We start from the raw sequence: 21,679 nt of genomic DNA, 5'->3' as shown, positions 1-21,679 counted from the left end.
AATGAGGATCGGAGCGTAGTGAAGTGCTACGTGAGAACCGGAAGTCTCCGCTGCATTCAAGATTCGCTGCCGAATACGCTTCTCGTGATACTTCGTGATCAAAAGCGGACTTTTTGAACAACCTCTTTAAGTTAGTGTGTTCTGGATGGCTTCCTTGATTCGATGATGAAGCTGCTCCCTCTCTCTTCTGAACTGCGCCATCGTCTCCATCTTCTGATCGATCATCTGCAGTTGCTGCGCAAGACCACGCTCAACCTCCTGCAAATAGTGGCGCTTCACTTCCGCATCTTCGGTGTTCTGGATCGAGGTTCGATGACCTTCGAACGTCTCTCGAAGTTGAACGAAGTCGAGAATTTCTTGCAGCGAGAATCCAAGCACGTCGCGCGCGCTCACGATTTGCTTCAGCCGCTCGATATGTTCCTGCGTGTACAACCGCATACCGCCCTCTGTCCGTTGCGTGGACATGAGCAGACCAAGCTCCTCGTAATAGCGTATCGTGCGCTTCGTTAGTCCAGTTACCTTGGATACTTCATCAATTTTGTAAGTTTCCATCCTTTAAGACCTCCATCGCCGTACCTAACGACATGAATTATAGTAATCCTAAACCAACGTTTACGTCAACGTTAACTTTTGGGCGCAATTTTAAAGTATTAGTATTGTCCCTCGTTTTCGCGCGTTCATTCAGGGACGAGCTTATTAACTCAAACACGAAGCAACTTTCAGTGGCGGCTAAGCCGGCATTAAGCGGCCTTTCAGCCTGTTCTTCCATGATTAGAGTAAGGGCGACAGACGACAGCAATCGAGTACAGAAGGAGCATGATCATGTCTCTAGACGGAGGAGGGCGATGGAACCGAAGTGCCGATAACAGCCGCCCTATTCTGGCAATCGGTCAGAAAGACCGACTGACACAGCTGTACGCAGCACTGCAAGAGCTGAATGATGTATTAGCCACTGAGCCGCGCACTACTACATGAACGCTCGAAAGCTGTCGCTGCCGTCCGCAAAGTAAACGCGCCGTTTACTTCAAGTTCGTGATCAAAAGCGGACTTTTTGAACGACCTCTTCAATGCAGTATGGGACTGACCACCCCATCGCATGGTACTCCTCACCTGCAGCGGTCAGTATTATTACGCGCCCCATGGCCGCTGCAGGGTGCCGAGTACACCATCATGAGATCATCTTCGCATAGAAAAAAACACCCCGATTCGCCAAGCGTCATCGGGATGCTTCTATTCAGGTTCTAGTATACTTTGAGCGCGCGGCCCTTCTCGTCGAGCGTGAACTTGCTGCGGCGAATGACCGATCCGTCCTTGAACTGAACGACGACACGTGCCGCTGGATCCGACGCGTCCACATCCGTCTTCCATCCTGCTGTATTGAGCAGTGCGAGCACTTCATCCAGCCCGAATTCCTTATAGCCGTAGAAGCCGCTTAAGCCTGCCCATTCTTTCAAAAGCACGGTTACGCGGTGGTCCAGCTTGTCCACTCCCGTACCGCGATTGTTGTTACGTTTCACCATGATATGCGTCCCTCCGCAATTGTTTGCGCCCTAGATTGCTACTCTTGAAATCATAGCATGTTTGCAAGGTGCCGTCTATTCAAGTCGCTTGGCGTAGCAGTGCCGCATCTTGCCTCCGTACATCGGGCGTGTGAACTGCAGCGTCAGCCCCGCTTCCTCCAGGTTTCGTCTGCTCGGCGTATTGTCCGGATGAACGGTACTGTACAGATACAGCGACCCTCTCTCCCGCGCCCGCTTCTCCCGTAATTGGGTGAACGTTCGCTGCAGTCCCCGTCCACGCGCCGACTCGTGCACGACCGTCGCATCAAGCACAGCAACCTTGTCCAGCTCATCTGTAGGTACGCCAAATTCGCTTCCTAAGTTCCACTCCTGCTGTCCAGGATACGATAGCACCGAGTATGCGACAAGCGTATCAGCCTCGAATGCTCCATAAATTTCTCCGAGGTCTTCAACATGGGCGTACAAATAGGCTTCATCATCTGCTGCGAACAGCGCCCGCGAAGGCATGCGCGACACGACATCCATCATCAATGCGAACACTTGCGGAACTTCTCCCGCTGTAATACGGCGAATCTCCATGCTTGTAGATCCTCTCTTCCATGCGGGACTCTTTCCCCTCTATTCTCAATATTTTAAAATAATTTCTTTGCATTTCCAATGTTGACACCGCAATTCATCCAGCGCTATAATCAGTCCCAAGCTTTATATCCCAAGGCAATTATCAAAGACATGATTTCAACGATCCATCCTGCCCAGAGAGAGGAGCGCTCGGTGCGAGCTCCTTCAGCGATGACGATGAAGTTACCCCTTTGTAGCCGTGATGTGGAACCCGCAAGCGGCTTGCGGCATTATTCATCACCGTCTCGTCCCCGTTACCGGATGCCAATGAGGACCCTGTTCCGCAGCCGTAGGATCAGAGGTCAAATGTAGGGTGGAACCACGAGTTTACAAGCACTCGTCCCTTTGCGGGATGCGTGCTTTTTTTGTGTTTGCACGCATTTCGCCTAACTTGATTCTAAACAATCAGGAGGGTGAACAAAATGGCGGTTCAAGTCATTTTGCCAAACGGCGCAGTAAGAGAAGTTCAGGCAGGTACAACAATCGAAGAGGTGGCTGCAGCAATATCCCCGAGCTTGAGGGACAAGGCCATCGCAGGAAGGCTCGACGGGAAGCTGGTGGATCTATATTCACCGATTCAATCCGACTGCTCCGTAGAGATCATTACGCAAGACAGCAAGGAAGGGCTGGAGATTTACCGTCACAGCACAGCGCATTTGATGGCCCAAGCTTTGACGAGACTGTATGGCCGGAGCGCAGTGAAGCTCGGCATCGGTCCTGTCATCGAGGACGGCTTCTACTACGATGTCGACATGGAGCATCAGCTGACGCCTGAAGATCTCGCGAAGATCGAGAAGGAGATGGCCGCCATTGCAGCCGATAATCTCGCTATCCGCAGACGCGAGGTGAATCGTGACGAAGCTAGGGAGATTTTCGAGCAGCAGCAGGATCACTTGAAACTGGAGCTGATCGACGCGCTGCCAGCGGATGCCGTTATCTCGCTCTATGAACAAGGCGAATTCGTTGACCTATGCCGCGGGCCACATCTTCCGTCGACAGGACGGATCAAGGCATTCAAGCTGCAGAGCATTGCCGGCGCTTATTGGCGCGGCGATTCGAATAATCCGATGCTGCAGCGGATTTATGGAACGGCCTTCCCGAAGCAAGCGCAGCTGGATGAGCATCTGGCACTGCTGGAGGAAGCGAAGAAACGCGATCATCGCAAGCTCGGCAAAGAGCTGGAACTGTTCATGTTCTCCGAGGAAGCGCCCGGCATGCCGTTCTATCTCCACCATGGCATGGTCATTCGCAATCAGCTGGAGAGCTTCCTGCGCGAGGTGCAGAGCCGGCAGCAGTACGACGAAGTGCGTACGCCGCTCATGATGAACCAACGGCTGTGGGAGCAATCGGGCCATTGGGATCACTATAAAGACAATATGTATTTCACGGATGTGGACGACAGCCGATTCGCGCTTAAGCCGATGAACTGTCCAGGTCACATGCTTATTTATAAAAATGACCGGCGCTCCTACCGCGAGCTGCCGATCCGCATTTCGGAATTCGGTCAGGTTCACCGCCACGAGTTTTCGGGGGCATTGAACGGGATGATGCGCGTGCGGACATTCTGCCAGGACGATGCCCATATCTTCGTCCGCGCAGATCAGATCGAAGCCGAGATCGACCGCGTCATCGCATTGATCGACCAAATTTACAGCGTGTTCGGCTTCTCTTATACGATGGAACTGTCTACTCGTCCCGACGATTCGATGGGCTCGCAGGAGCTGTGGGATCAGGCGGAAGCGGCGCTAAGCAGCGTGCTGAACAACCGCGGGATTCAGTATCGCATCAATGAAGGGGACGGCGCATTCTACGGGCCTAAGATCGACTTCCATATCCGCGATGCACTGAAGCGAAGCTGGCAGTGCGCTACGATTCAGCTCGACTTCCAGATGCCGGACAAATTCGAGTTGTCCTACATTGGCGAGGATAACCAGAAGCATAGACCGGTCGTTATTCATCGCGCTGTGTATGGCTCGATCGACCGATTCATCGGGATACTGACGGAGCACTTCGCCGGACAGTTCCCGGTATGGCTAGCGCCAGTGCAGGTGAAGCTGCTGCCGGTGTCGGACCATTATGTCGACTATGCGTATGAGGTGAGGAATCAACTGATCTCGCAAGGCATACGGGTTGAGGTAGACGAGAGCAATGAGAAGCTTGGCTATAAGATCCGGGCAGCGCAGCTCTCCAAAATGCCTTACATGCTCGTATTAGGCGAGAAAGAGCAAGCAGGCGGCACGGTCGCAGTGCGTCGGCGCGGCGAAGGCGATCTCGGCAGCATGGATATCAGCCCGTTCGTTGAGCGCGTGCTGGATGAGATCGAGCGCAAGGCGCTCGAGTAGACGGTGTGCGACTACGAGCTATCTTCTCGCGAGCATTCCTGCGCATTCTGCAGGCTTAGCCGTATAAAAAAGCTCGATTGCACGATAACGATGTACGTTGTACAGTTTTCGCATATGTAAAAGGGCTGTTCGCTAGGTCAGAATTCTGGCTAAGCGAACAGCCCTTGTTTATTTGTTACGCCTTATCCGCTGCTGCAGCAGCCTCAACCGCGCTGTGCAGTGCCTCTGCAGCTGACCGCTCATTATCCGCATGCGTGATTGCAGTAATGACGGACACGCCGTCTGCGCCTGCGCGCACAACTTCGGCGGCATTGCCCGCATGGATGCCGCCGATACCAACAATCGGCACGGCTATCCCCTGCTCCCGCATCTCCTTGAGGACAGCAAGACCCGAGGCCGACTTCGCATCTTCCTTCGTCTGCGTCGAATACAGCGGTCCTACACCGAGATAATCGGCGCCGAATCGTACTGCAGTATCCGCTTCGACCATGTTATAAGCCGACACGCCAAGAATCCGATCTTCCCCGATCCGGCGTCTCACTTCCGTCGCAAGCTCATCTTCTTGTCCGACATGTACGCCATCCGCATCAAGCGCTAGCGCAAGATCGACATCATCGTTCACGATGAACGGGACGCCGCTCATACGGCACATCTCGCGAAGACGCGATGCTAGCTTAAACCGCTCGTCGCCAGTCAGTGCGCCAGTGCCTTTCTCGCGATACTGGAACATCGTGATGCCGCCGGCAATCGCATCCGTAAGCACTTGCTCCGGATCGCGCAGGCAGTTGTTGCTGCCCATGATGAGATACACGCGAAGCAGCTTGCTCAGCTCTTCAGGCTGACGCCAATGCGCCCGCGCGCTCATCGTCCCGCTCCTGCTGCCTGACGTCTCCGGTACGCCCAATGGTTCGTTGGCCCATGCCCTTGACCGAGTTGAATCGTATCTTCGATAGCCGCCTGAATGAACTGCTTCGCAACTTCAACCGCCTGTACGACTGTGCGGCCTTTGGCCAGCTCGGCTGTGACAGCGGCAGCGAACGTGCAGCCTGTACCATGCGTATGGCGTGTTTCTTGACGCGGGCTGCTGAATTCATAGAAGTCGCGGCCGTCATAGAGAAGGTCGATGACTTCATTCGGGTTCGACTCGTCATGACCGCCTTTCATGACGACGTTCTTCGCCCCGAGATCGGCGAGAATGCGAGCCGCTTCCTTCCGGTCATCCAAGCCGTGAATGGACTTGCCGGCGATCAACTCTGCCTCCGGCACATTCGGCGTAATGACAAGCGCGAGCGGCATAAGCACTTCACGGAGGGCGCGAACGGCCTCCTCGAGCAGAAGCACCGAGCCCCCTTTTGCAATCATAACCGGGTCAACGACGACCTTCTCCCACTTGTACTGCATCAGCTTCTCCGCCACGCCGCGAATAATATCGCTGTTGAACAACATGCCGGTCTTCACCGCGTCCGTTCCGATATCCTCGCCAATCGCGTCCATCTGCTTCTGTACGGCTTCAACCGTCAACGGATAAATCCCGTGCACGCCGAGCGTATTCTGCGCCGTCACAGCGGTCAGCGCCGTCATGCCGAATACGTCCAGCTCTTGGAACGTCTTCAGGTCGGCTTGAATGCCCGCTCCGCCGCCGCTGTCCGAGCCTGCTACTGTTAATGCTCTTGCAATTGTCATCGCCAGCCCACTCTCCTATCTAGTTGTATCGAGTATACCAAAAGAGAGCCGCGAAGGCCCTCTCTGAGTTTAAAAGTTTGCTGTTGCTTTACCCTGTGCGTGGCGATAAGCCCCGTCTGCTTACAGCTTCTCAATTCGGCCGAGACGCTCGATATCGTCTGCCGACACAAGTGCCAGCTGATTCAGGAACTCGATCTGGAAGCTGCCCGGACCTTGATCCTTCGTCTTGCTTGCAGCGATTTCCGCTGCAACGCCATAGACAACCAATGCAGCCGCAGCCGCACGCGCTGCATTCGGTTCAACAGCCGCGAACGCGCCGATAACCGATGTCAGCAAGCAGCCCGTTCCCGTTACGCGGGTTAGAATCACATCGCCATTGTGCGCAACGTACGTGTCCGTACCATCTGAAACAACATCATCCGGACCTGTAACAACCGCTACCGTGTTCAATTGACGAGCCGCCGTCTGTGCAAGCTCTACAATATTGCCGTCGCCTGCGCCAGCATCGACGCCTTTGATCTGCCATGCTTGACCAACCACGTTCGCCACTTCCGCCGCGTTGCCGCGAAGGATCGATACGTTCATCTCGCTCATGAATTCTTGTGATACGCGCGTACGGTAAGCCGTTGCGCCTGCGCCTACCGGATCGAATACAACCGGAACGCCATGTTCGTTCGCAGAGTGACCTGCGATCTTCATTGCCGCTACGTCCGTCTCATTCAGCGTACCGATGTTGAGCACGAGCGCGCCTGAGATGCGGGCGATGTCTGCCACTTCTTCCTTCGCATACGCCATCAGCGGCGAAGCGCCCAGCGCCAGCAGGCCGTTTGCTGTAAAGTTCGTAACGACCACATTCGTCATGCTCGTTACGAGCGGGTTCGCTGCTCTTACTTTGCCTAGCAGATCCTTAACTTCTTGGATGTTCATTGTTAATCTACCTCTCTGTCGGAAGTTTATTAATAAACACAAAAAAACGCTCTGCCTGCAGGAGCAAGCACAGCGTATACGCGTCATCAAGTATACCTATAACGAAAGAACGCTTCCCTACGCTGGCATTATCCAACAGGTTCATTCGGTCTACGACGGTTTAGTCGTACTCTCAGCCTGCTTCCACAAGCTCCCGCATATATTCAATTGCGATCAGTGTATTACAAATCGGGTCAAAATACAATGGTACAACATCCGTATTCCGTTAGCTGCTCCTTCTGCGGAACCACTCTACCGTGCTCGCAACCCCTTTCTCAAGGGGAGTTGCCTCTATGCCGAACCGCTCGCTGAACTTGCGGGTATCGATAACAAAATCGCGCTCGAACTGATACAGCATCTCGATGGTCTCTTTGGCCGCAGGCATGAACAATCCAGCCATTCGAAGCATGCCTCTGCCCATCGTTCGAACCTTCGCAGGCTGGAACCCTGCCGCACGATACGCCGTCTCCGCGAACTGCCGCATGGTCGTCGCCTCAGCTGTTGGCACATGCCATGCCTGACCGAACGCATCCTCATCCTCGCCAAGTACAACAAGTGCCCGGCCGAAGTCATCAATAAACGTGTAGCTGTGCCTGCAATTCGGATCGCCCATCACCGATGTCGACTTGCCTCCGACAATCGGCTTGAAGAACATCGCCCCTGCGGAAGAGGTCAGCACCTCTGGTCCGTAGAAATCCGATCCTCTGCCGATAACCGTCTGCAGGACGCCATCTCGGTTCAGCGCAAGCAGCTTGCGGGCCACTTCTGCACGAATAAGACCTTTCCTCGTATTCGCCGCATACGGCAGCTCTTCATGAATGACGCCTTGAACCGGACCATACATGTACAGGTTGTCACCAAACACCAAGCGCGCATTGGCTGCAATCGCGCCTGCCGTAATATTATCCATCATCTGCTCAAGCCGATCCCATTGATGGTATGGCGGAGCCGCGCATTGGTAGACGACGGAAGCTCCTTGCAGGACGTTGATCACCTGCTGCCGATCCATCAGATCCGCCCGCTTGACGATGACGCCTGCCGGTACGGCCGCCTGCCCGCTCGAATTGACCATCGTCACTTGCTCGCCTCTCTTCAGAAGCTCCCTCATTACCGACTTGCCCAACGGACCTGTTCCCAATATCACTCGCATCATTAATTGCCCCTCTCACGGATTGCGGCTCGCCGCTGCCTTTAATGACACGATAAACCCTATAGCAGCTATAGAGTCAACGAGTGTTTAACAGGAATTTGCAGTTCCACAATAAAATCATTCGGATTCATCATCTGCGTCATATCGATCAAATACTGCTCCACCATAGGTCCATTGGCTTGATAACCATGGAGCGTCATCCATTCCTGCATCCTGCCGTATGCGTGCTTGCAGGACTGCTCGTTCGGGGCGCCGCAATACGTCGCCGTCACATGTCGTCCGCCTGGAACAATGCGCGTGAGCGATGACGCTGGTATCTCCGCCGCAATCATGACGCATACCTCAATATCCGCACGACTCCGATCGAGGGTCAAGAGCTCTTCGTGATAGATCGACATGCCTGAGCCCGTCGGCTGCAGACCGTTCATCTCCATCAGCCGGAACAGCCCAACGAACCGGGCAATAGCGGGCTCCATATCGATGCCATGCCATCCACGGTCATAAACCACGCAGCGATCTGGCAGCTGCTTGAGCTCGATCAATACATCCAGTTCAGTCAGATCGGCACTGAGCTGCTCCAGCTCATCGATCTGCTTCAGCCGCTGCTCAACCATAAGACGCGCCCGCTCGAGCTCCTGCTGCTGCTGCAGAAGCTCAGCATGCTTCAATGCATAGGCTGCCTTCATGCCCTCCGCCGCCCCTTGCTCCAGCATAGCTGCAATCTGCTCCAACGAGAAATTCATCAGCTTCATTTCTTTCACGATCTTCACGTGGAGCAAATTCCGACTCGAATAATACCGATACCCCGACTGCCGGTCGACATGCTCCGGCTTCACGAGACCGATTTTATCGTAATAGCGCAGCGTCTGAATGGAGACATCGCAAATCTCTGCCGCTTGGCCAATCGCATACATTTGATCCCGACGCATGGTTACCTTCCTTTCAACATGGGGGAGGACGCTCTAGAGCGTCCAGCTTATTATACAGCGAAAGACACCCCTTGGGATCGTCTTCCATCCGTCGTTTTCTCCTATCGGGAGAAGTTCATCGCAGAGACTGGGCGCGTTACGTGTACAGTGCGGTGCAGGAGGAAACACGGGAGAAACGTCGCGAGGAGATGAAGTTAATCTTAGGCGAAGGCTTCAAGAGTGTTGATCTCTATCGTAGAGGGAAACAGTAATCATACTTGTAAAAAAAGCCCGCGAGAGCTTGTCCTGTACAAGCTTTCCCGGGCTTTCGTATTCTTTATTTGCTGGCCAGCAGTCTGCGGAGGCCTTCAACGGCAACCGCATGATCCTCTTCGCCCGGCAAGCCGGATACCGTCACCGTGCCGACCTTGCCTTGGCCGCGAACGACGATCGGGAAAGAACCGCCCTCGCCTTGGTAGTCGGATTCCGGCAGACCCGATCCTTCGTGGAACGACTGACCTTGCGAACGGAACGTCTCGCCAACGTAGAGCGAGCTGTGGCCGAAGCGGTTCACCACATTGCTTTTCGCGTTCATCCAGTAGGTGTTGCCCTTGTTCGTGCCAGACATATAGTGCGTGAACAGCGGATGTTCGTCGTTCTCGATATGAACCGAGATGCCAACGCCTCTCTCCTTCGCAACCTCAACGATCAGGCAGCCCAGACGGAAAGCATCCTCGTTCGTCCAATCATTCAACTGCAGCTCTTCCTCTTGGGCCAGCAGCGTATTCAGCAGTTCACTCATTGTCGTCGTAATCCCTTTCTCTTATAAAGGTCATTCTAAAAGTCCGATCCTCATTCCCCGCTTAGCTGTGTGGCTATTCGTTTACTCCACTTTAGCGCCGTAACAGCGTAAGAAAGCAGTTGCCTGCGCCGTGTCCATTCGAACGCCCTTCACATCAACGTTCAGCCAGTTGACGCCGTCGACTTCAGCTCCGCGCAGGTCGGCCCCTTTCAACTTCGCTTGTCCGAGGTTCGCCCGCGACAAATCAGCCTTACGCAGATCTGCCTTTTCTAGATTCGCACCAGCCAGATCCGCCTCATAGAACGCGACGCCTCGCAGATCTTGCTTCGTCAGCCGTGCGTGACGCAAATTCACATACGACCAGTCGCCCTGCACAATTGTAATGCCATCCAGCTGCGCCTTCACGAAGTCGGAGCCGGTCAGCTTGCAGCGGTCGAACTTCGCGACGAACAGATTCGCTTCACCGAACTGACAGTTCAGAAACGCCGTCTCCGTATGCGTCGAAGCATTCATTAGCGCCCCGCGAAAATCACAGCTGTTAAACCGACAGCCGCTCGTCTCGATCTCTTCCAGCGATCCGCTGGAGAACGTGCAGCTCTCGAAGGTACAGCGGACGAACTGCGCCTCCTTCAAGTCGCGGTCGCTGAAATCAACTAACTCGTAATGCTCATCCGTAAATACATTCATTCTTGTTGCACAACCTTCCTGTTACGCTTCCTGTTGCAAGACAGCCTTCCGCGCTGTATCCAGTGCACCGATCACCCTGTCGCACCACGCGTCGAATGCAGGATCCTCTACTTGAAGCTCCGGATGCGCGAGAATATGCTGAACCGTCTGCTTAACGCCTTGATCGAACCGAGTCGTCGCAACGAAGTCCGGCACGAGTCGCTTCAACTTCGAGTTATCGAACACAACGGTGTTGGATTTGTCGCCTAGCAAGCCACCGCGATAGTCTTCTGTACTGCATGCTGCGAGGAAATCGGTAGCGACATGCACCGCATTCAGCTTCACGCCAAGCGCATTGGCAATCGATTCGTAAATCTGGTTCCACGTAAGAGACTCGTCCGACGTAATATGTACCGCTTCGCCGATGGCATGGATATTGCCCATAAGGCCAATGAATCCTCGCGCAAAATCGGAATTATGCGTCATTGTCCAGAGCGATGTGCCGTCCCCGTGAATAATAACGGGCTTGCCTTCGAGCATTCGCTTCGCTACCTGCCAAGCGCCTTTGCTGCCATGTACGCCTAGCGGAATGAAACGCTCATCGTACGTGTGGCTTGGTCGAACGATCGTGATCGGGAAGCCTTCCTCGCGGTACTGCTTGATGAGATACTCCTCGCAGGCGATTTTGTTACGGGAGTATTCCCAATATGGATTGGCCAGCAGCGTACCTTCCGTAATCCGATAGTCGGACAGTGGAGTCTGATACGCCGATGCCGAGCTAATGAACATAAACTGCTTCGTCTTGCCCTTGAACAACCGATAATCGCGCTCCAGCTGTGCCGGTACGAAGGCGATGAAATCCGCGACAACGTCGAATTCCAGATCCTCGATCAGCTTCGCAACCTGCTGCTCGTCATTAATATCAGCTTGAATCACACGCACACCTTCCGGCAGCTTCGCGTTGTTGTTACCCCGGTTCAGCAAATACAGTTCACAGCCCTGTGCCGCCAATTGACGCGTGATGGCCGAGCTGATAATGCCTGTTCCTCCAATAAAAAGCGCTCTCATTCGTGCACCTCCGCAAGTGTTAGGATTCAGTCTTTGACCTTTATTAGATTCGTCAACGTATGCTGAAAGCCTGCCTCCCTACTGCAAACTTTAACGAAAATGACACAAGCCCATTCACATCCGAGGAGCGGATGGAACGGGCTTGCATGCTGGTTGCAACTATTCAATTCCTATTGAAATTATCTAAGGGGTCCCAATAATTCAGGAGTAATATACCATATACTAATATTATCCTTTTATGTAAAATGAAATCCAAGTAGTGTTTGTATGTGGACTACATAGGAGGGAAGTTGAAAATGTCGAAGAAGGTTGGTAAAAAACTTGTTATTGGAGTAATGACTTCAGCCATGTTGTTATTCGGTGCGTCTTCTGTTTATGCTTATGATGGTTGGGCGGATTCACTCGCAGATGCCTATTCATTAAACGGTCCGCTTAATGGTGTGACGACAACTATTAATTCGAGCGTTGATGTCGACTGGTATAAATGGACAAATGACACTGGTAGGTCTGTCGCCCTCGAAGCTAGATTGCAGTCTCCTGCGGGTAAAAATTATGATCTTAATGTTATGTTTTATTTTAACGGATCTACCGGAGCTATATCATCCGCAAGTGATAACGGACCAGGAGGATTAGACTCTTTTGGGATTAGTACTGTTAATCCTGGGGAGACGGTTTACTATCAAGTTAGGGGACAGACAGGAAAGGACTATTCAACAACTTTGCCTTATAGTTTCTATCTAACTATTATTTAATTGGAAACCATTGTGTAAGCACTCAATCAGAGTGCTTTTTTTCTTTTCTCAACCGACTCAACGTCGGAGTTAGCATCAGCCTTATAATTACCATACGTTGTTATATATGATCTTTTACACCGACAGCATCATAAAGATGAATAGGCTCTAGTATTCTCCGCCAGGACCTACAAAATCACATGTGTTTGCGAGTTTAGGCAAAACAAAAGCACCATCGTACAATGCATGAGTGCTCCAGTTGCTTGACTATCCGCGGAATCCCCGTTTTTCTGTCTTCTTTTCCATATAGCCAGGACATTCCCTATCCGTATTCCGTTCTGTATCATTAACTGCATTATATAGGATGATACGTTTCATGGATAAACGTAATGATGGTATAGCCCTCGCACTAGAAAATTTGATCTAAAACTGAACAAGCCCGATCACATCCGTGGGAACGGAAGGAACGGGCTTGCATGCTGGTTGCTGCGGACATTATTCATTGTCGCCTGCCGCCTCCGCCGGACGGAATCTCCTTATAATATCCCGCACATACTTGATCATAACGGACAGCGCCCCTACGAAATAGAGGACGATGAGCGTCCATTCCGTCGGATCGATGGATACCATCGATAGGATGAAGTTGAGCGGAAGCACGTAGAATACGATGTCCTTCAAATAAGGAAGGAATGTGACTTCGAATGTTCCTGCCCAGAAGGATAGGGCGAACGCTATTAAGAAGTCGATAATCATTAGGCCGAAGATGCCCAGCAGGCAGTATGTGATCCAATCCACGAGTGTTTGTGTCATTGTTATCACCACCTTCGTACACAATATGTGTACGAAGGTGACCTGTTCACTAGTGGACCTGCCTAGAAATAAAAAGTAAGAAAACCTCTATCGACGCAATTCGATGATGAGCGACCGCGTTTAGCGGTGGGTTTTATAGCCAATAAGGTTCGTTTTTCGAGAAACACGAGAACTTAAAAATTCTTATGTGGCAAGAAAATGCACTTACCCTTTTATAGTTAATAAAAATTTAGTACACTATTCATACTTACATATGGAGGCGATAGCGAATGGCTGATTCGGCAAAAAAGATGGAGATAGGGATTAGTACCTTTCTGGAGGCGACACCTCATCCGGTAACCGGTGAGGCAGTCAATCATGCAGAGCGTCTGCGCAATGCAGTGGAAGAGATCGTGCTGGCGGATCAAGTCGGACTCGATGTCTATGGGATCGGCGAGCATCATCGCCCGGACTACGCGGGCAGCGCGCCTGCTATCGTACTTGCAGCAGCTGCTGGAATGACCAAGAACATTCGGCTGTCTAGCGCGGTAACCGTCCTGTCATCCGATGACCCGGTCCGTGTATATCAACAGTTCGCTACGTTGGACGGCATCTCGAACGGTCGTGCGGAGATTATGGCCGGCCGCGGCTCGTTCGTCGAATCGTTCCCGCTGTTCGGTTACAGCCTCGACGACTACAACGAGCTGTTCGATGAGAAGCTGGAGCTGCTGCTCGAAATCCGCAAGTCGGAGAAAGTAACGTGGCGCGGCGGCCATCGCCCAGCGATCAAGGATCTGGGCATCTATCCGCGTGCAGTACAGGAGCCGCTGCCGGTGTGGATCGCTACAGGCGGCAATCCAGAGTCGGCTATTCGCGCAGGTATGCTCGGATTGCCTGTTGCGTTCGCGATTATCGGCGGTATGCCGGAGAGCTTCGCGCCGCTTGTTGATCTGTATAAGCGTGCGGCGCTGCAAGCTGGCCATGATCCGTCGAAGCTGCAAATTGCATCGCACTCGCATGGCTTTATCGCCGATACGATGGAGCAGGCAGTCGAATCGTTCTATGCGCCAACGGCAGCACAGATGACCAAGATCGGCAGCGAACGCGGCTGGGGCCGTGCTTATGACCGCGCCACTTACGACGCTTCGCGCAGCCCGCGCGGCGCGCTTTATGTAGGCGACCCTGAATATGTCGCAGAGAAAATCGTTCTGCTGCGGAAGAACCTTGGCCTCACGCGCTTCTTCCTGCACGTGAACGTCGGCACGATGCCGCACCGCGAGGTGCTTCGCGCGATCGAGCTGCTCGGCACGAAGGTCGCGCCAATCGTTCATAAGGAACTCGCTCGTCTGGAGTCGAACGGAAAGTAAACAGCAGCTGCATAACCGAGAGATGAACCAGCGGCAGCCCAGGACCGGATAAGGTCTAGGGCCGCCGCTGGTTTTTGTTGATTCTCTTCTTCTCATTACGGGGTCATGATGGATACATCATTCCAGAATGATTCATAAGCGTCATCGCCTGGTCGAAAGCCTTCTCTGCACACATGAAGTAAAGCGTCGATCACCGGCTGAGAAAGTACATGATTCACATTCTCGGCGATACGACGATCTGCCAGCAGCGCCGACATCGTAGATTCCTCGTACCCGTCCCGTTGCTCGCGTTCCGCAGCGGCGACCAGCGTCTCCATCTGAAACGGTTTGACGACGAATTCGTCAGCCCCCGCCTGTAAGGATGCTACGATTTGACTGATATGCCCACGTGCAGAGCACATTACGATATGTACCCCTTTGTCCATCTCACGTATTGTACGGGCGACCGCCACGCCATCCATATCGGGCAGTCCAATATCTATGACGACTAGATCGGAGCTCAGTGTCTCAAATTGCTTGATTCCCGCTTCCCCCTCCTCCGCTTCGCCCACTACTTCATATCCGTGTTTGTTCAAACCATCTGTCTGCATCATTCGCATGAACGCCGAATCATCAATAAGAAGCACTCTGTTTCGTCCCATAGTGGAATCCTCCATCATCGCATTGAATCGCTGCTGAAGAATTCGCATCGTCTTATCCAATTGATTACGCTCCATATCTAGCTGTTTGAGCTTATGTCCGAACACTTCTCGTAGCCGCTCGTTATCAGTGCATTGCATCAGCTCACGTATTGTGTCGAGACTGAAGCCGTACTTCTTCCACTCGATAATGGCAAAAAGCCGCTTCGCATTGTCATTGCTGTAGTAACGATAACCATTGTTAGGATCGACGCGGCTAGGCTTCAGCAGGTCGATTTTCTCATAGTAACGAATCGTATCGGTCTGCAGACCTGTCATTTCCGATAGCTCACCGATTTTGTACATTAAGAAACCTCCATGGATGCTTGCTTGTTCCGGAACAATTCCCATTCTAAACGTTGGAGCCGCTCCAGAGTCAACAACCGATATAGAAATACATACAGACGGCATCCATCCCTTGCCGTTGCTAGAGGAGGACATATACTTAATCAAGTCCAATTGAGGAGGGTCAATGTGTCCAAACGAAGGGATCGTCTGACCGTTATTATTGAGAAACGCGGCAAGCGGATCATTACTCGGACGCCGCTTCACGGCATTGATAGACTCGTATTCGTGGTCAACCATCAGTTCACGAATGCACCGAACACGACGCAGCTCGCAAGCGGAGCAGGACGCAGCAGCGCGGCAGGCAGCAACGCAGCAATCAAGTCGCCGCATACGCAGCAGCAGCAGAGCGTGGGTGCGGGCGGAACCGCCAAGAATGTCTGGTCGCCTGAGAAACACAGCCGTCTGGGTCGCGGTTATGGATCTCATAGCAAGCATGGGCAGCAGCATGCACATCGCGCTCACCGCAAAGAAGTCATTATCGTCCTCAACGATCAGATTGTGAAGCTTCCGAAGAACGCTGCGAATGCCTCGGCTACCCAAGTAGCAAGCGGCGCCGGCAAATACAGCACAAGCGGCACGAACTCCGCCATCGAGAGCCCTGGCACACGGCAGCAGCAAGCAGTTGGCGGCGGGGGCAAAGCCATCAACAAGTCGAGTAAGAAGCAGCCCGTCTGGAAACCTTGGCACAAAAACACAGGTGGATGGTACGCGAAATAAGTTGCGAGCCAACGTAAGGACTTCAGATTGTCCCGCCTAATAGATGAGAAAGGCATCCCGTGATGGGACCCGTGATGGGATGCCTTTTGCCGTTGTACATACACTTTAGGACAACACACGCATGTGTTTCTCCATACTCCACCTTCAGCTACCCCGTACTTAACCTTCTCCCGCCTATGCAGACGAACTTCAGAAAGCTTAATATAGACAGTCTTTCACGTCTGATCATGTAAAGAATTCATGTAATCTTATTTGTGGACTAATCGACTAATAATTCCCTGCCGATATCAAATAAGAATAGCTCCGTTCATTAATGCCAACATCGCTTCTAGGTTGTGACAGTAAGTTTTGTTAGATTCGTTAGCACAACTTGCGTACGGCAAACAAACAGCCGTTCCATAATACGGATTATGAAATGACGCAGCCGCCGGCAAATAATAGCAAAATTTTACTAAAATTATGTCGAATATTGCCGCTTTGTGCTATTATTGAGCTAATTATCCGTAAATATAACTAGTAAAGGAGGATGAATTGTGGATTTTCTAGAAACATTGCACCGCCGCAACAAACTGCTTGTCTATATCATATGGGGGATGCTGCTCCTTGGGGTTGTCGTCGACACTCTTACTAACGCGGGTGCAGACTCTATCATCATGCTCGCAATCGTCGGGACGATTACATGCGGATTAACGACGATCCTGCACATGAAACGCTGGTTGACCGAGTACATCATGTATTTCATCTCAACGATCGTGACAGTTCTAACGTATTTATTGGTTTATACGGGTCCAATCATTACGACCTACTTCCTTGTCTATGTCAATCTGGCCATTATGACATTGTACTCCAGCTCCCGGGCAATTGCGTTTTCCTCATTGATGGGCGCTGCGCTTACGGTTGTGCTATTTGAACAATACGGGGCAGAGGTATTCGGCGAGAACGACATCGTGACGATGTTCATGTACTTCTTCATGATTGCCATCCCGCTCTTCGCTTCAACAAGGTTCAGCGAACGTCTGCAGAATGAAGTATTCAAGCAGCGTGAGGAAGCCATTCAAGAGAAGAACCATTCGCTCGATCTCGTCGGTCAAGTATCTGCTTCGGTCTCTATGCTCAATGACTTCAGTTCCAACCTGAAAACAAACATCACTTCCACAGGCACAATCTCCAAAGAAGTAACGACCGCCTTCACAGAGATTACGTCCAGCATTGAAACACAGACATCCAGCATCAACGATATTAGCGAGTCCATTCGCTACATTGAGCAATCCGTTACATCCCTTGCTGACCGCTCGACAGAGATGACGCAGCTCTCCGTAAGCTCGGCACAGCTGACGAAGGTTGGCAGCGAAGAAGCGGAATCGCTGGATACGCAGATGAAGCAAGTGCACGGGACGATCGACACGGCAGCGAAGCTGATGAATGAGCTTGGCGAGCAGAACACGCAAATCAGCGATATCCTCGCAACGATCAAGCATATTTCCACCCAGACGAACCTGCTTGCTCTGAATGCCGCGATCGAGGCTGCGCGCGCAGGCGAGCATGGCAAAGGCTTTGGCGTCGTATCGCACGAAATCCGCAAGCTCGCTGAAACCTCGCAGCAGTCGACAGAGGAGATTGAAACGATTCTAGAGAGCATCCGATCGAAAACGCTTCAAGCCGCCGAGCAGGTACTTCAAGGCCAGCAGTCGGTCGCAGATGGCAGCACTGCCGTACAGAAGGTTGTCGAAGTTATGCGCTCGCTCACCCAAGACGCCATCCATCTGGAGCAGCAATCGTCACAGGTGGATCGATCCGCGAACGAGCTGCATGAACAGTATACGCGGATTACGGACCAGATCGTAACGATCGCAAGCATTACCGAGGAGAATATGGCCTCGATTGAGGAGATGTCTGCCAGCATGACTACGCAGGACAGCCGCATTCTCGAGGTTGTCGAGAGCTTCCTGCAGTTGGACAAGCTGACCTCGGATCTTAGCCGAATGACCGATCGGAAGTAACAACGGTCCCGCCGATCTCAGGAATTGCACATACATATGAAAGGACCTCAGTCCCTCGCTGTATAGCGAGACTGAGGTCCTTTTTATCATCGTTATCCTACAATCGGACAATCATTATTTGACTAGCAGTACAGGGCAAATCGCGTGCTGGGCGACGGCATGACTCACACTTCCGAGCAGCATTTCCTTCACAAGGCCAAGTCCTCGGCTGCCCATTACAATGAGATCCGCTTGCTCTTGTGTGGCGGTCTGACAGATCACTTCAGATGGGCTTCCTGACTGATGCATCGCTTGAAAATTTACGCCAGCCGACGTAAGCTTGCGAATCGCAGAATCGATTACTTGCTTGTCCTCTGCAGCAACAGCATGATCCAGCTCTGTTCCAAATACCGGCTCATTCAGGGAAACGGATGCGTCGACGTGAAGTGCGGTCAAACGAACAGATGAGTGCGCATGAGCCAGATCAATGGCATGATCGAGTGCCTTCCATGCTTGCGGTGACCCGTCAATCGGAACAACAATTCGGTTATACATCTGGTATGCGCCTCCTCGACAATGGTTTCGTCCTTGCTATTCTTATTATAACCCAATACTAACGCTAACGTAAACGTCAATAACATGAATGGATAATCAGAGTATCCCATCTCCTAAAGAGGAACGACCATAACCGCTGGTCCTGCCGTGTAAACTTGCGTGCAGCCAACTCGAGTACTCGCAAGTAAATTTGTGGATATTGTTTGAACATGTGGAATTTAAGTAGTCAAAATGGATCACAACCATTTTCCAGCAAAAGGAATTTGGTTATCCAGTGTCGAATCCACTCCATCTGGCCATCAGTCAGACATTCCAACGAATGAAGGAGATTACGTCCGCATGAAATTGAAAAAGTTAAGTTCTCTATTGCTTGCACTAATCGTCATGTTATCCGTCTTCTCGGCGACCAGCTATGCTGCTGCGCAGCCATCCACAACGGTCCTGCTGGACGGCAAGCCGATCCAACTAGGCGAGGGCTCGGCAGAGCCATTCGTCGACAACGGTACAACGTTTGTACCTATGCGTTCCTTATTTGAGACGCTGAGCATCGACCTGTCATGGAATAACACGACAAAAACCGTATCCGGCGCCAAAGGCGACTTATCCTTCAGCCTGCAAATCGGCAGCAAAACAGCAACCGTTAACGGCGAGAAGGTGACGCTCACGACTGCGGCCCGCATCGTCCATAACGTCACCTTCGTACCGCTGCGCTTCGTTGGCCAGTCGACCGGCTACAATGTAAGCTGGGCGCAAGCCACGCATACCATTTCGCTGACATCCCCTGTGGTCCAAGCGGCTGCACAAAGCAAGGGATTTATGTGGAAGGTCGAGAAGAACGGAAACACGGTCTACCTGCTCGGCACGATCCACGTGGCCGACAAAGCGACGTATCCGCTTCGCCCAGAGCTTGAAGCGGCCTTCAAGTCCGCCGACTACCTTGGCGTCGAGGTTGATTTGACGCAGTACACGCAGGAGCAAATCGGCGCAATCCTCGATGACTTAGGCACTTATAAAGACGGCACCACGCTGAAAGATCATGTATCGGCCGACACCTATAAAGGAGTTACTGCTATTCTGAAGGGCCTAGGGGCTCCCGAGAACACGCTGGACAAATATGAGCCGTGGGTTGTTTCCCTAACAATCCCTTCATTAATGATCAGCGATGCCGGCTACCAGGCTGAGCTCGGCATTGACCAGTACTTGATGCAGCAAGCTCTGAAATCGAGTAAACCAATTGTTCAGCTGGAGACGGCCGAACAACAATATGGCCTATTCGATAATCTCTCTGCAGACCTACAGGAAAGCCTATTGGTCGATGCAATCAAAGCTTATAACGATCCTAGCTCAGGTGAAGACCAGAACGCAGTCGACGCGCTACTCAACATGTGGAAGACTGGAGATGAGACTACACTTCTTACGCTCACGAATGCGCAGCAAAACGTAGATCATGAATACTACCAAGCGTTCATCGCCGATCGCAATAAAGGAATGACCAACAAGATTGAGGGCTTCCTGAACAGCACCGAGCACAAGACGTATTTCGTCGCAGTCGGCAGCCTGCATATGATTGGCGATGACGGCATCGTCACGCAGTTGACGAAAGACGGATACACGGTAGAGAAGCAATAGTCTACCGGACTTCATCATTACAGTAGGAAGAAGCCTCCAGAATCCTCCGCGCCTCAACGGCGCGGTTATTCTGGAGGCTTTTGTGCATGAATGGGAAAGTCCGTAATGCTTATTATTGCTCCGTCCAAATATCGACGATCGGAATGCCCTGCTCAATGCGGTGCCGACTCTCCGCAATCCAATCCTTGAACCATTGATTGTCTGAACTGCTGAACGTCTCATCAACGCCATCCCAGCGTCGGAACGCTCCGATGTAAACAATCAGCTCCCGTACGCGTAGGAACAGCGGCATCAAGCGCAGCCACTGACGGTCCAGCCTATACTCGCGTTCATAACCCTGCATGAAATGCTCCATGAAGCGACCTGCCTGCTCTTTGCGGCTCGCTCTTCCCTCTTCTCCCCCATAGACATAGACGAGGTAATACAGTTGAATCGCAATATCCTCGACAAACCAGCTGTACTCGGCTTCATCAAAATCAAACAACGTGATGGTTCCCTGCTCATCCACCGTGAAATTGCCTACGTTTATATCGCCATGTATGAGCCCATACGCTTCTGGGTCCTGCGACAAAGCCCGCAGCTCGTCCAGCAGTCGGTTATAACTACTGCGGACCAAATGCTGTGTTGCTGGAATCAGGTCAATATGGCGAAGAAACCAGTTGTCGCTCCAATCATGCCGACGTGTCATCGCGTCATCCGACGGCTGATAAGTGCGCGACAAGGCATGAAGTCTGCCCGTTAGTTCGCCAAGCCGCTCGTACAGGGCATTATCCTTCAGACAATCAGGATACGGCACTTGTTTGCCTGGCGCTCGCCCGAATACGATACAGTGACAAGCACTACCATCCGCCAGCATGATCTGCTCGGTCAACTTGCCGTCGAGCGATAACACAGGCGCAGATACGGCGATTCCATTATCAGCAAGATACTGGATCCAGTCCAATTCACTTAGCACTTGCTGCTCGGTGCGGTTGCTCACCGGCGTAAATCTAATGATATAGGCATTTCCCTCATGCTCGTATGCATATATTTGATTCTGGCTTCCTCCGAGATAACGAACTCGTTCCATGCTGAAACCGTACTTGTCTGCAGCGGATGCTGCTAAGCGTTCTTCTTCTCTACTAGGACTGATCAAAGATGCATCCCCCGTTCCCTATAATATCC

Annotated in this window: 22 protein-coding genes; 7 read left to right on the top strand and 15 right to left on the bottom strand. The window is 52.2% G+C overall.

Going from position 1 to position 21,679, the window contains the following annotated elements:
- Positions 1-126 precede the first annotated feature (126 nt).
- Positions 127-552, bottom strand: a complete 426-nt coding sequence (locus H8B09_RS17575) for a MerR family transcriptional regulator (protein ID WP_191204854.1) — start codon at positions 550-552, stop codon at positions 127-129.
- Between the two features lie 270 nt (positions 553-822).
- On the opposite strand from H8B09_RS17575, the gene H8B09_RS17570 reads away from it, so the two are divergent.
- Positions 823-975 (top strand): hypothetical protein, encoded by a 153-nt coding sequence (locus H8B09_RS17570; protein WP_191204853.1) that lies wholly within the window; start codon positions 823-825, stop codon positions 973-975.
- A 266-nt stretch (positions 976-1,241) separates the two neighbouring features.
- Here H8B09_RS17570 and H8B09_RS17565 read toward each other — a convergent pair whose 3' ends face one another.
- Both H8B09_RS17565 and H8B09_RS17560 read right to left on the bottom strand, forming a co-directional pair.
- Positions 1,242-1,520, bottom strand: coding sequence for a hypothetical protein (locus H8B09_RS17565; protein ID WP_191204852.1), 279 nt, complete (start codon positions 1,518-1,520; stop codon positions 1,242-1,244).
- A 75-nt stretch (positions 1,521-1,595) separates the two neighbouring features.
- A complete protein-coding gene (locus H8B09_RS17560; protein WP_191204851.1) occupies positions 1,596-2,099 on the bottom strand; it encodes a GNAT family N-acetyltransferase in 504 nt (167 codons plus the stop codon).
- A gap of 461 nt (positions 2,100-2,560) precedes the next feature.
- On the opposite strand from H8B09_RS17560, the gene thrS reads away from it, so the two are divergent.
- The gene (gene thrS / locus H8B09_RS17555) at positions 2,561-4,480 is read left to right on the top strand and encodes a threonine--tRNA ligase (protein ID WP_191204850.1); all 1,920 of its coding nucleotides are present in this window, start codon (positions 2,561-2,563) and stop codon (positions 4,478-4,480) included.
- 175 nt (positions 4,481-4,655) lie between these two features.
- On the opposite strand, the gene thiE is transcribed toward thrS, so the two are convergent.
- The 8 genes from thiE to H8B09_RS17515 all read right to left on the bottom strand — a co-directional run bounded on the left by thiE (position 4,656) and on the right by H8B09_RS17515 (position 11,723).
- Positions 4,656-5,345, bottom strand: a complete 690-nt coding sequence (thiE, locus tag H8B09_RS17550) for a thiamine phosphate synthase (protein WP_191204849.1) — start codon at positions 5,343-5,345, stop codon at positions 4,656-4,658.
- Positions 5,342-6,163 (bottom strand): bifunctional hydroxymethylpyrimidine kinase/phosphomethylpyrimidine kinase, encoded by an 822-nt coding sequence (gene thiD / locus H8B09_RS17545; protein WP_191204848.1) that lies wholly within the window; start codon positions 6,161-6,163, stop codon positions 5,342-5,344. Before thiD ends, thiE begins: the two co-directional genes overlap by 4 nt.
- Before the next feature lie 120 nt (positions 6,164-6,283).
- The gene (gene thiM, locus H8B09_RS17540) at positions 6,284-7,090 is read right to left on the bottom strand and encodes a hydroxyethylthiazole kinase (RefSeq protein WP_191204847.1); all 807 of its coding nucleotides are present in this window, start codon (positions 7,088-7,090) and stop codon (positions 6,284-6,286) included.
- Between the two features lie 265 nt (positions 7,091-7,355).
- A complete protein-coding gene (locus H8B09_RS17535; protein ID WP_224753707.1) occupies positions 7,356-8,282 on the bottom strand; it encodes an NAD-dependent epimerase/dehydratase family protein in 927 nt (308 codons plus the stop codon).
- 65 nt (positions 8,283-8,347) lie between these two features.
- Positions 8,348-9,208, bottom strand: a complete 861-nt coding sequence (locus H8B09_RS17530) for a MerR family transcriptional regulator (protein ID WP_191204845.1) — start codon at positions 9,206-9,208, stop codon at positions 8,348-8,350.
- A gap of 316 nt (positions 9,209-9,524) precedes the next feature.
- On the bottom strand, positions 9,525-9,989 hold the full coding sequence (locus H8B09_RS17525; RefSeq protein WP_191204844.1) for a heme-degrading domain-containing protein: 465 nt from the start codon (positions 9,987-9,989) through the stop codon (positions 9,525-9,527).
- Between the two features lie 81 nt (positions 9,990-10,070).
- Entirely contained in the window at positions 10,071-10,676 is a 606-nt protein-coding gene (locus tag H8B09_RS17520) for a pentapeptide repeat-containing protein (protein ID WP_191204843.1), read from the bottom strand.
- A gap of 21 nt (positions 10,677-10,697) precedes the next feature.
- Positions 10,698-11,723, bottom strand: a complete 1,026-nt coding sequence (locus H8B09_RS17515; protein ID WP_191204842.1) for an SDR family oxidoreductase — start codon at positions 11,721-11,723, stop codon at positions 10,698-10,700.
- A gap of 296 nt (positions 11,724-12,019) precedes the next feature.
- On the opposite strand from H8B09_RS17515, the gene H8B09_RS17510 reads away from it, so the two are divergent.
- Entirely contained in the window at positions 12,020-12,475 is a 456-nt protein-coding gene (locus tag H8B09_RS17510; RefSeq protein ID WP_191204841.1) for a hypothetical protein, read from the top strand.
- Between the two features lie 474 nt (positions 12,476-12,949).
- Here the strand turns inward: H8B09_RS17510 and H8B09_RS17505 are convergent, their stop codons facing one another.
- On the bottom strand, positions 12,950-13,264 hold the full coding sequence (locus H8B09_RS17505; protein WP_191204840.1) for a hypothetical protein: 315 nt from the start codon (positions 13,262-13,264) through the stop codon (positions 12,950-12,952).
- Positions 13,265-13,533: 269 nt separating this feature from the next.
- On the opposite strand from H8B09_RS17505, the gene H8B09_RS17500 reads away from it, so the two are divergent.
- Positions 13,534-14,610, top strand: coding sequence for an LLM class flavin-dependent oxidoreductase (locus H8B09_RS17500; RefSeq protein ID WP_224753706.1), 1,077 nt, complete (start codon positions 13,534-13,536; stop codon positions 14,608-14,610).
- A 95-nt stretch (positions 14,611-14,705) separates the two neighbouring features.
- Here the strand turns inward: H8B09_RS17500 and H8B09_RS17495 are convergent, their stop codons facing one another.
- Complete coding sequence (locus H8B09_RS17495) at positions 14,706-15,593, bottom strand: response regulator (protein WP_191204839.1); 888 nt, start codon at positions 15,591-15,593, stop codon at positions 14,706-14,708.
- 198 nt (positions 15,594-15,791) lie between these two features.
- On the opposite strand from H8B09_RS17495, the gene H8B09_RS17490 reads away from it, so the two are divergent.
- Positions 15,792-16,352, top strand: coding sequence for a hypothetical protein (locus H8B09_RS17490; protein WP_397376082.1), 561 nt, complete (start codon positions 15,792-15,794; stop codon positions 16,350-16,352).
- Between the two features lie 533 nt (positions 16,353-16,885).
- Positions 16,886-18,352: a methyl-accepting chemotaxis protein gene (locus H8B09_RS17485; protein WP_191204837.1), complete on the top strand. Its 1,467-nt coding sequence runs from the start codon at positions 16,886-16,888 to the stop codon at positions 18,350-18,352.
- Positions 18,353-18,466: 114 nt separating this feature from the next.
- Here H8B09_RS17485 and H8B09_RS17480 read toward each other — a convergent pair whose 3' ends face one another.
- Positions 18,467-18,886: a universal stress protein gene (locus H8B09_RS17480; protein WP_191204836.1), complete on the bottom strand. Its 420-nt coding sequence runs from the start codon at positions 18,884-18,886 to the stop codon at positions 18,467-18,469.
- A 339-nt stretch (positions 18,887-19,225) separates the two neighbouring features.
- Between H8B09_RS17480 and H8B09_RS17475 the strand changes: the two genes are divergently transcribed.
- Positions 19,226-20,515 (top strand): TraB/GumN family protein, encoded by a 1,290-nt coding sequence (locus tag H8B09_RS17475; protein WP_191204835.1) that lies wholly within the window; start codon positions 19,226-19,228, stop codon positions 20,513-20,515.
- 112 nt (positions 20,516-20,627) lie between these two features.
- Here the strand turns inward: H8B09_RS17475 and H8B09_RS17470 are convergent, their stop codons facing one another.
- The gene (locus H8B09_RS17470; RefSeq protein WP_191204834.1) at positions 20,628-21,650 is read right to left on the bottom strand and encodes a phosphotransferase enzyme family protein; all 1,023 of its coding nucleotides are present in this window, start codon (positions 21,648-21,650) and stop codon (positions 20,628-20,630) included.
- Between the last annotated feature and the right edge of the window lie 29 nt (positions 21,651-21,679).

Origin of the sequence: Paenibacillus terricola (genome assembly GCF_014779765.1) — a bacterium.
GTDB classification, from domain to species: Bacteria; Bacillota; Bacilli; order Paenibacillales; family Paenibacillaceae; genus Paenibacillus_T; species Paenibacillus_T terricola.
Note: the sequence above shows the minus strand (reverse complement) of the source record. Positions and strands in the feature narration are given on the sequence as shown.

Bases quoted from the DNA above. Each gene is read 5' to 3' on its own strand.
- H8B09_RS17575 (WP_191204854.1), bottom strand. From the start codon at position 552: ATGGAAACTTACAAAATTGATGAAGTATCCAAGGTAACTGGACTAACG.
- H8B09_RS17570 (WP_191204853.1), top strand. From the start codon at position 823: ATGTCTCTAGACGGAGGAGGGCGATGGAACCGAAGTGCCGATAACAGC.
- H8B09_RS17565 (WP_191204852.1), bottom strand. From the start codon at position 1,520: ATGGTGAAACGTAACAACAATCGCGGTACGGGAGTGGACAAGCTGGAC.
- H8B09_RS17560 (WP_191204851.1), bottom strand. From the start codon at position 2,099: ATGGAGATTCGCCGTATTACAGCGGGAGAAGTTCCGCAAGTGTTCGCA.
- thrS (WP_191204850.1), top strand. From the start codon at position 2,561: ATGGCGGTTCAAGTCATTTTGCCAAACGGCGCAGTAAGAGAAGTTCAG.
- thiE (WP_191204849.1), bottom strand. From the start codon at position 5,345: ATGAGCGCGCGGGCGCATTGGCGTCAGCCTGAAGAGCTGAGCAAGCTG.
- thiD (WP_191204848.1), bottom strand. From the start codon at position 6,163: ATGACAATTGCAAGAGCATTAACAGTAGCAGGCTCGGACAGCGGCGGC.
- thiM (WP_191204847.1), bottom strand. From the start codon at position 7,090: ATGAACATCCAAGAAGTTAAGGATCTGCTAGGCAAAGTAAGAGCAGCG.
- H8B09_RS17535 (WP_224753707.1), bottom strand. From the start codon at position 8,282: ATGATGCGAGTGATATTGGGAACAGGTCCGTTGGGCAAGTCGGTAATG.
- H8B09_RS17530 (WP_191204845.1), bottom strand. From the start codon at position 9,208: ATGCGTCGGGATCAAATGTATGCGATTGGCCAAGCGGCAGAGATTTGC.
- H8B09_RS17525 (WP_191204844.1), bottom strand. From the start codon at position 9,989: ATGAGTGAACTGCTGAATACGCTGCTGGCCCAAGAGGAAGAGCTGCAG.
- H8B09_RS17520 (WP_191204843.1), bottom strand. From the start codon at position 10,676: ATGAATGTATTTACGGATGAGCATTACGAGTTAGTTGATTTCAGCGAC.
- H8B09_RS17515 (WP_191204842.1), bottom strand. From the start codon at position 11,723: ATGAGAGCGCTTTTTATTGGAGGAACAGGCATTATCAGCTCGGCCATC.
- H8B09_RS17510 (WP_191204841.1), top strand. From the start codon at position 12,020: ATGTCGAAGAAGGTTGGTAAAAAACTTGTTATTGGAGTAATGACTTCA.
- H8B09_RS17505 (WP_191204840.1), bottom strand. From the start codon at position 13,264: ATGACACAAACACTCGTGGATTGGATCACATACTGCCTGCTGGGCATC.
- H8B09_RS17500 (WP_224753706.1), top strand. From the start codon at position 13,534: ATGGCTGATTCGGCAAAAAAGATGGAGATAGGGATTAGTACCTTTCTG.
- H8B09_RS17495 (WP_191204839.1), bottom strand. From the start codon at position 15,593: ATGTACAAAATCGGTGAGCTATCGGAAATGACAGGTCTGCAGACCGAT.
- H8B09_RS17480 (WP_191204836.1), bottom strand. From the start codon at position 18,886: ATGTATAACCGAATTGTTGTTCCGATTGACGGGTCACCGCAAGCATGG.
- H8B09_RS17475 (WP_191204835.1), top strand. From the start codon at position 19,226: ATGAAATTGAAAAAGTTAAGTTCTCTATTGCTTGCACTAATCGTCATG.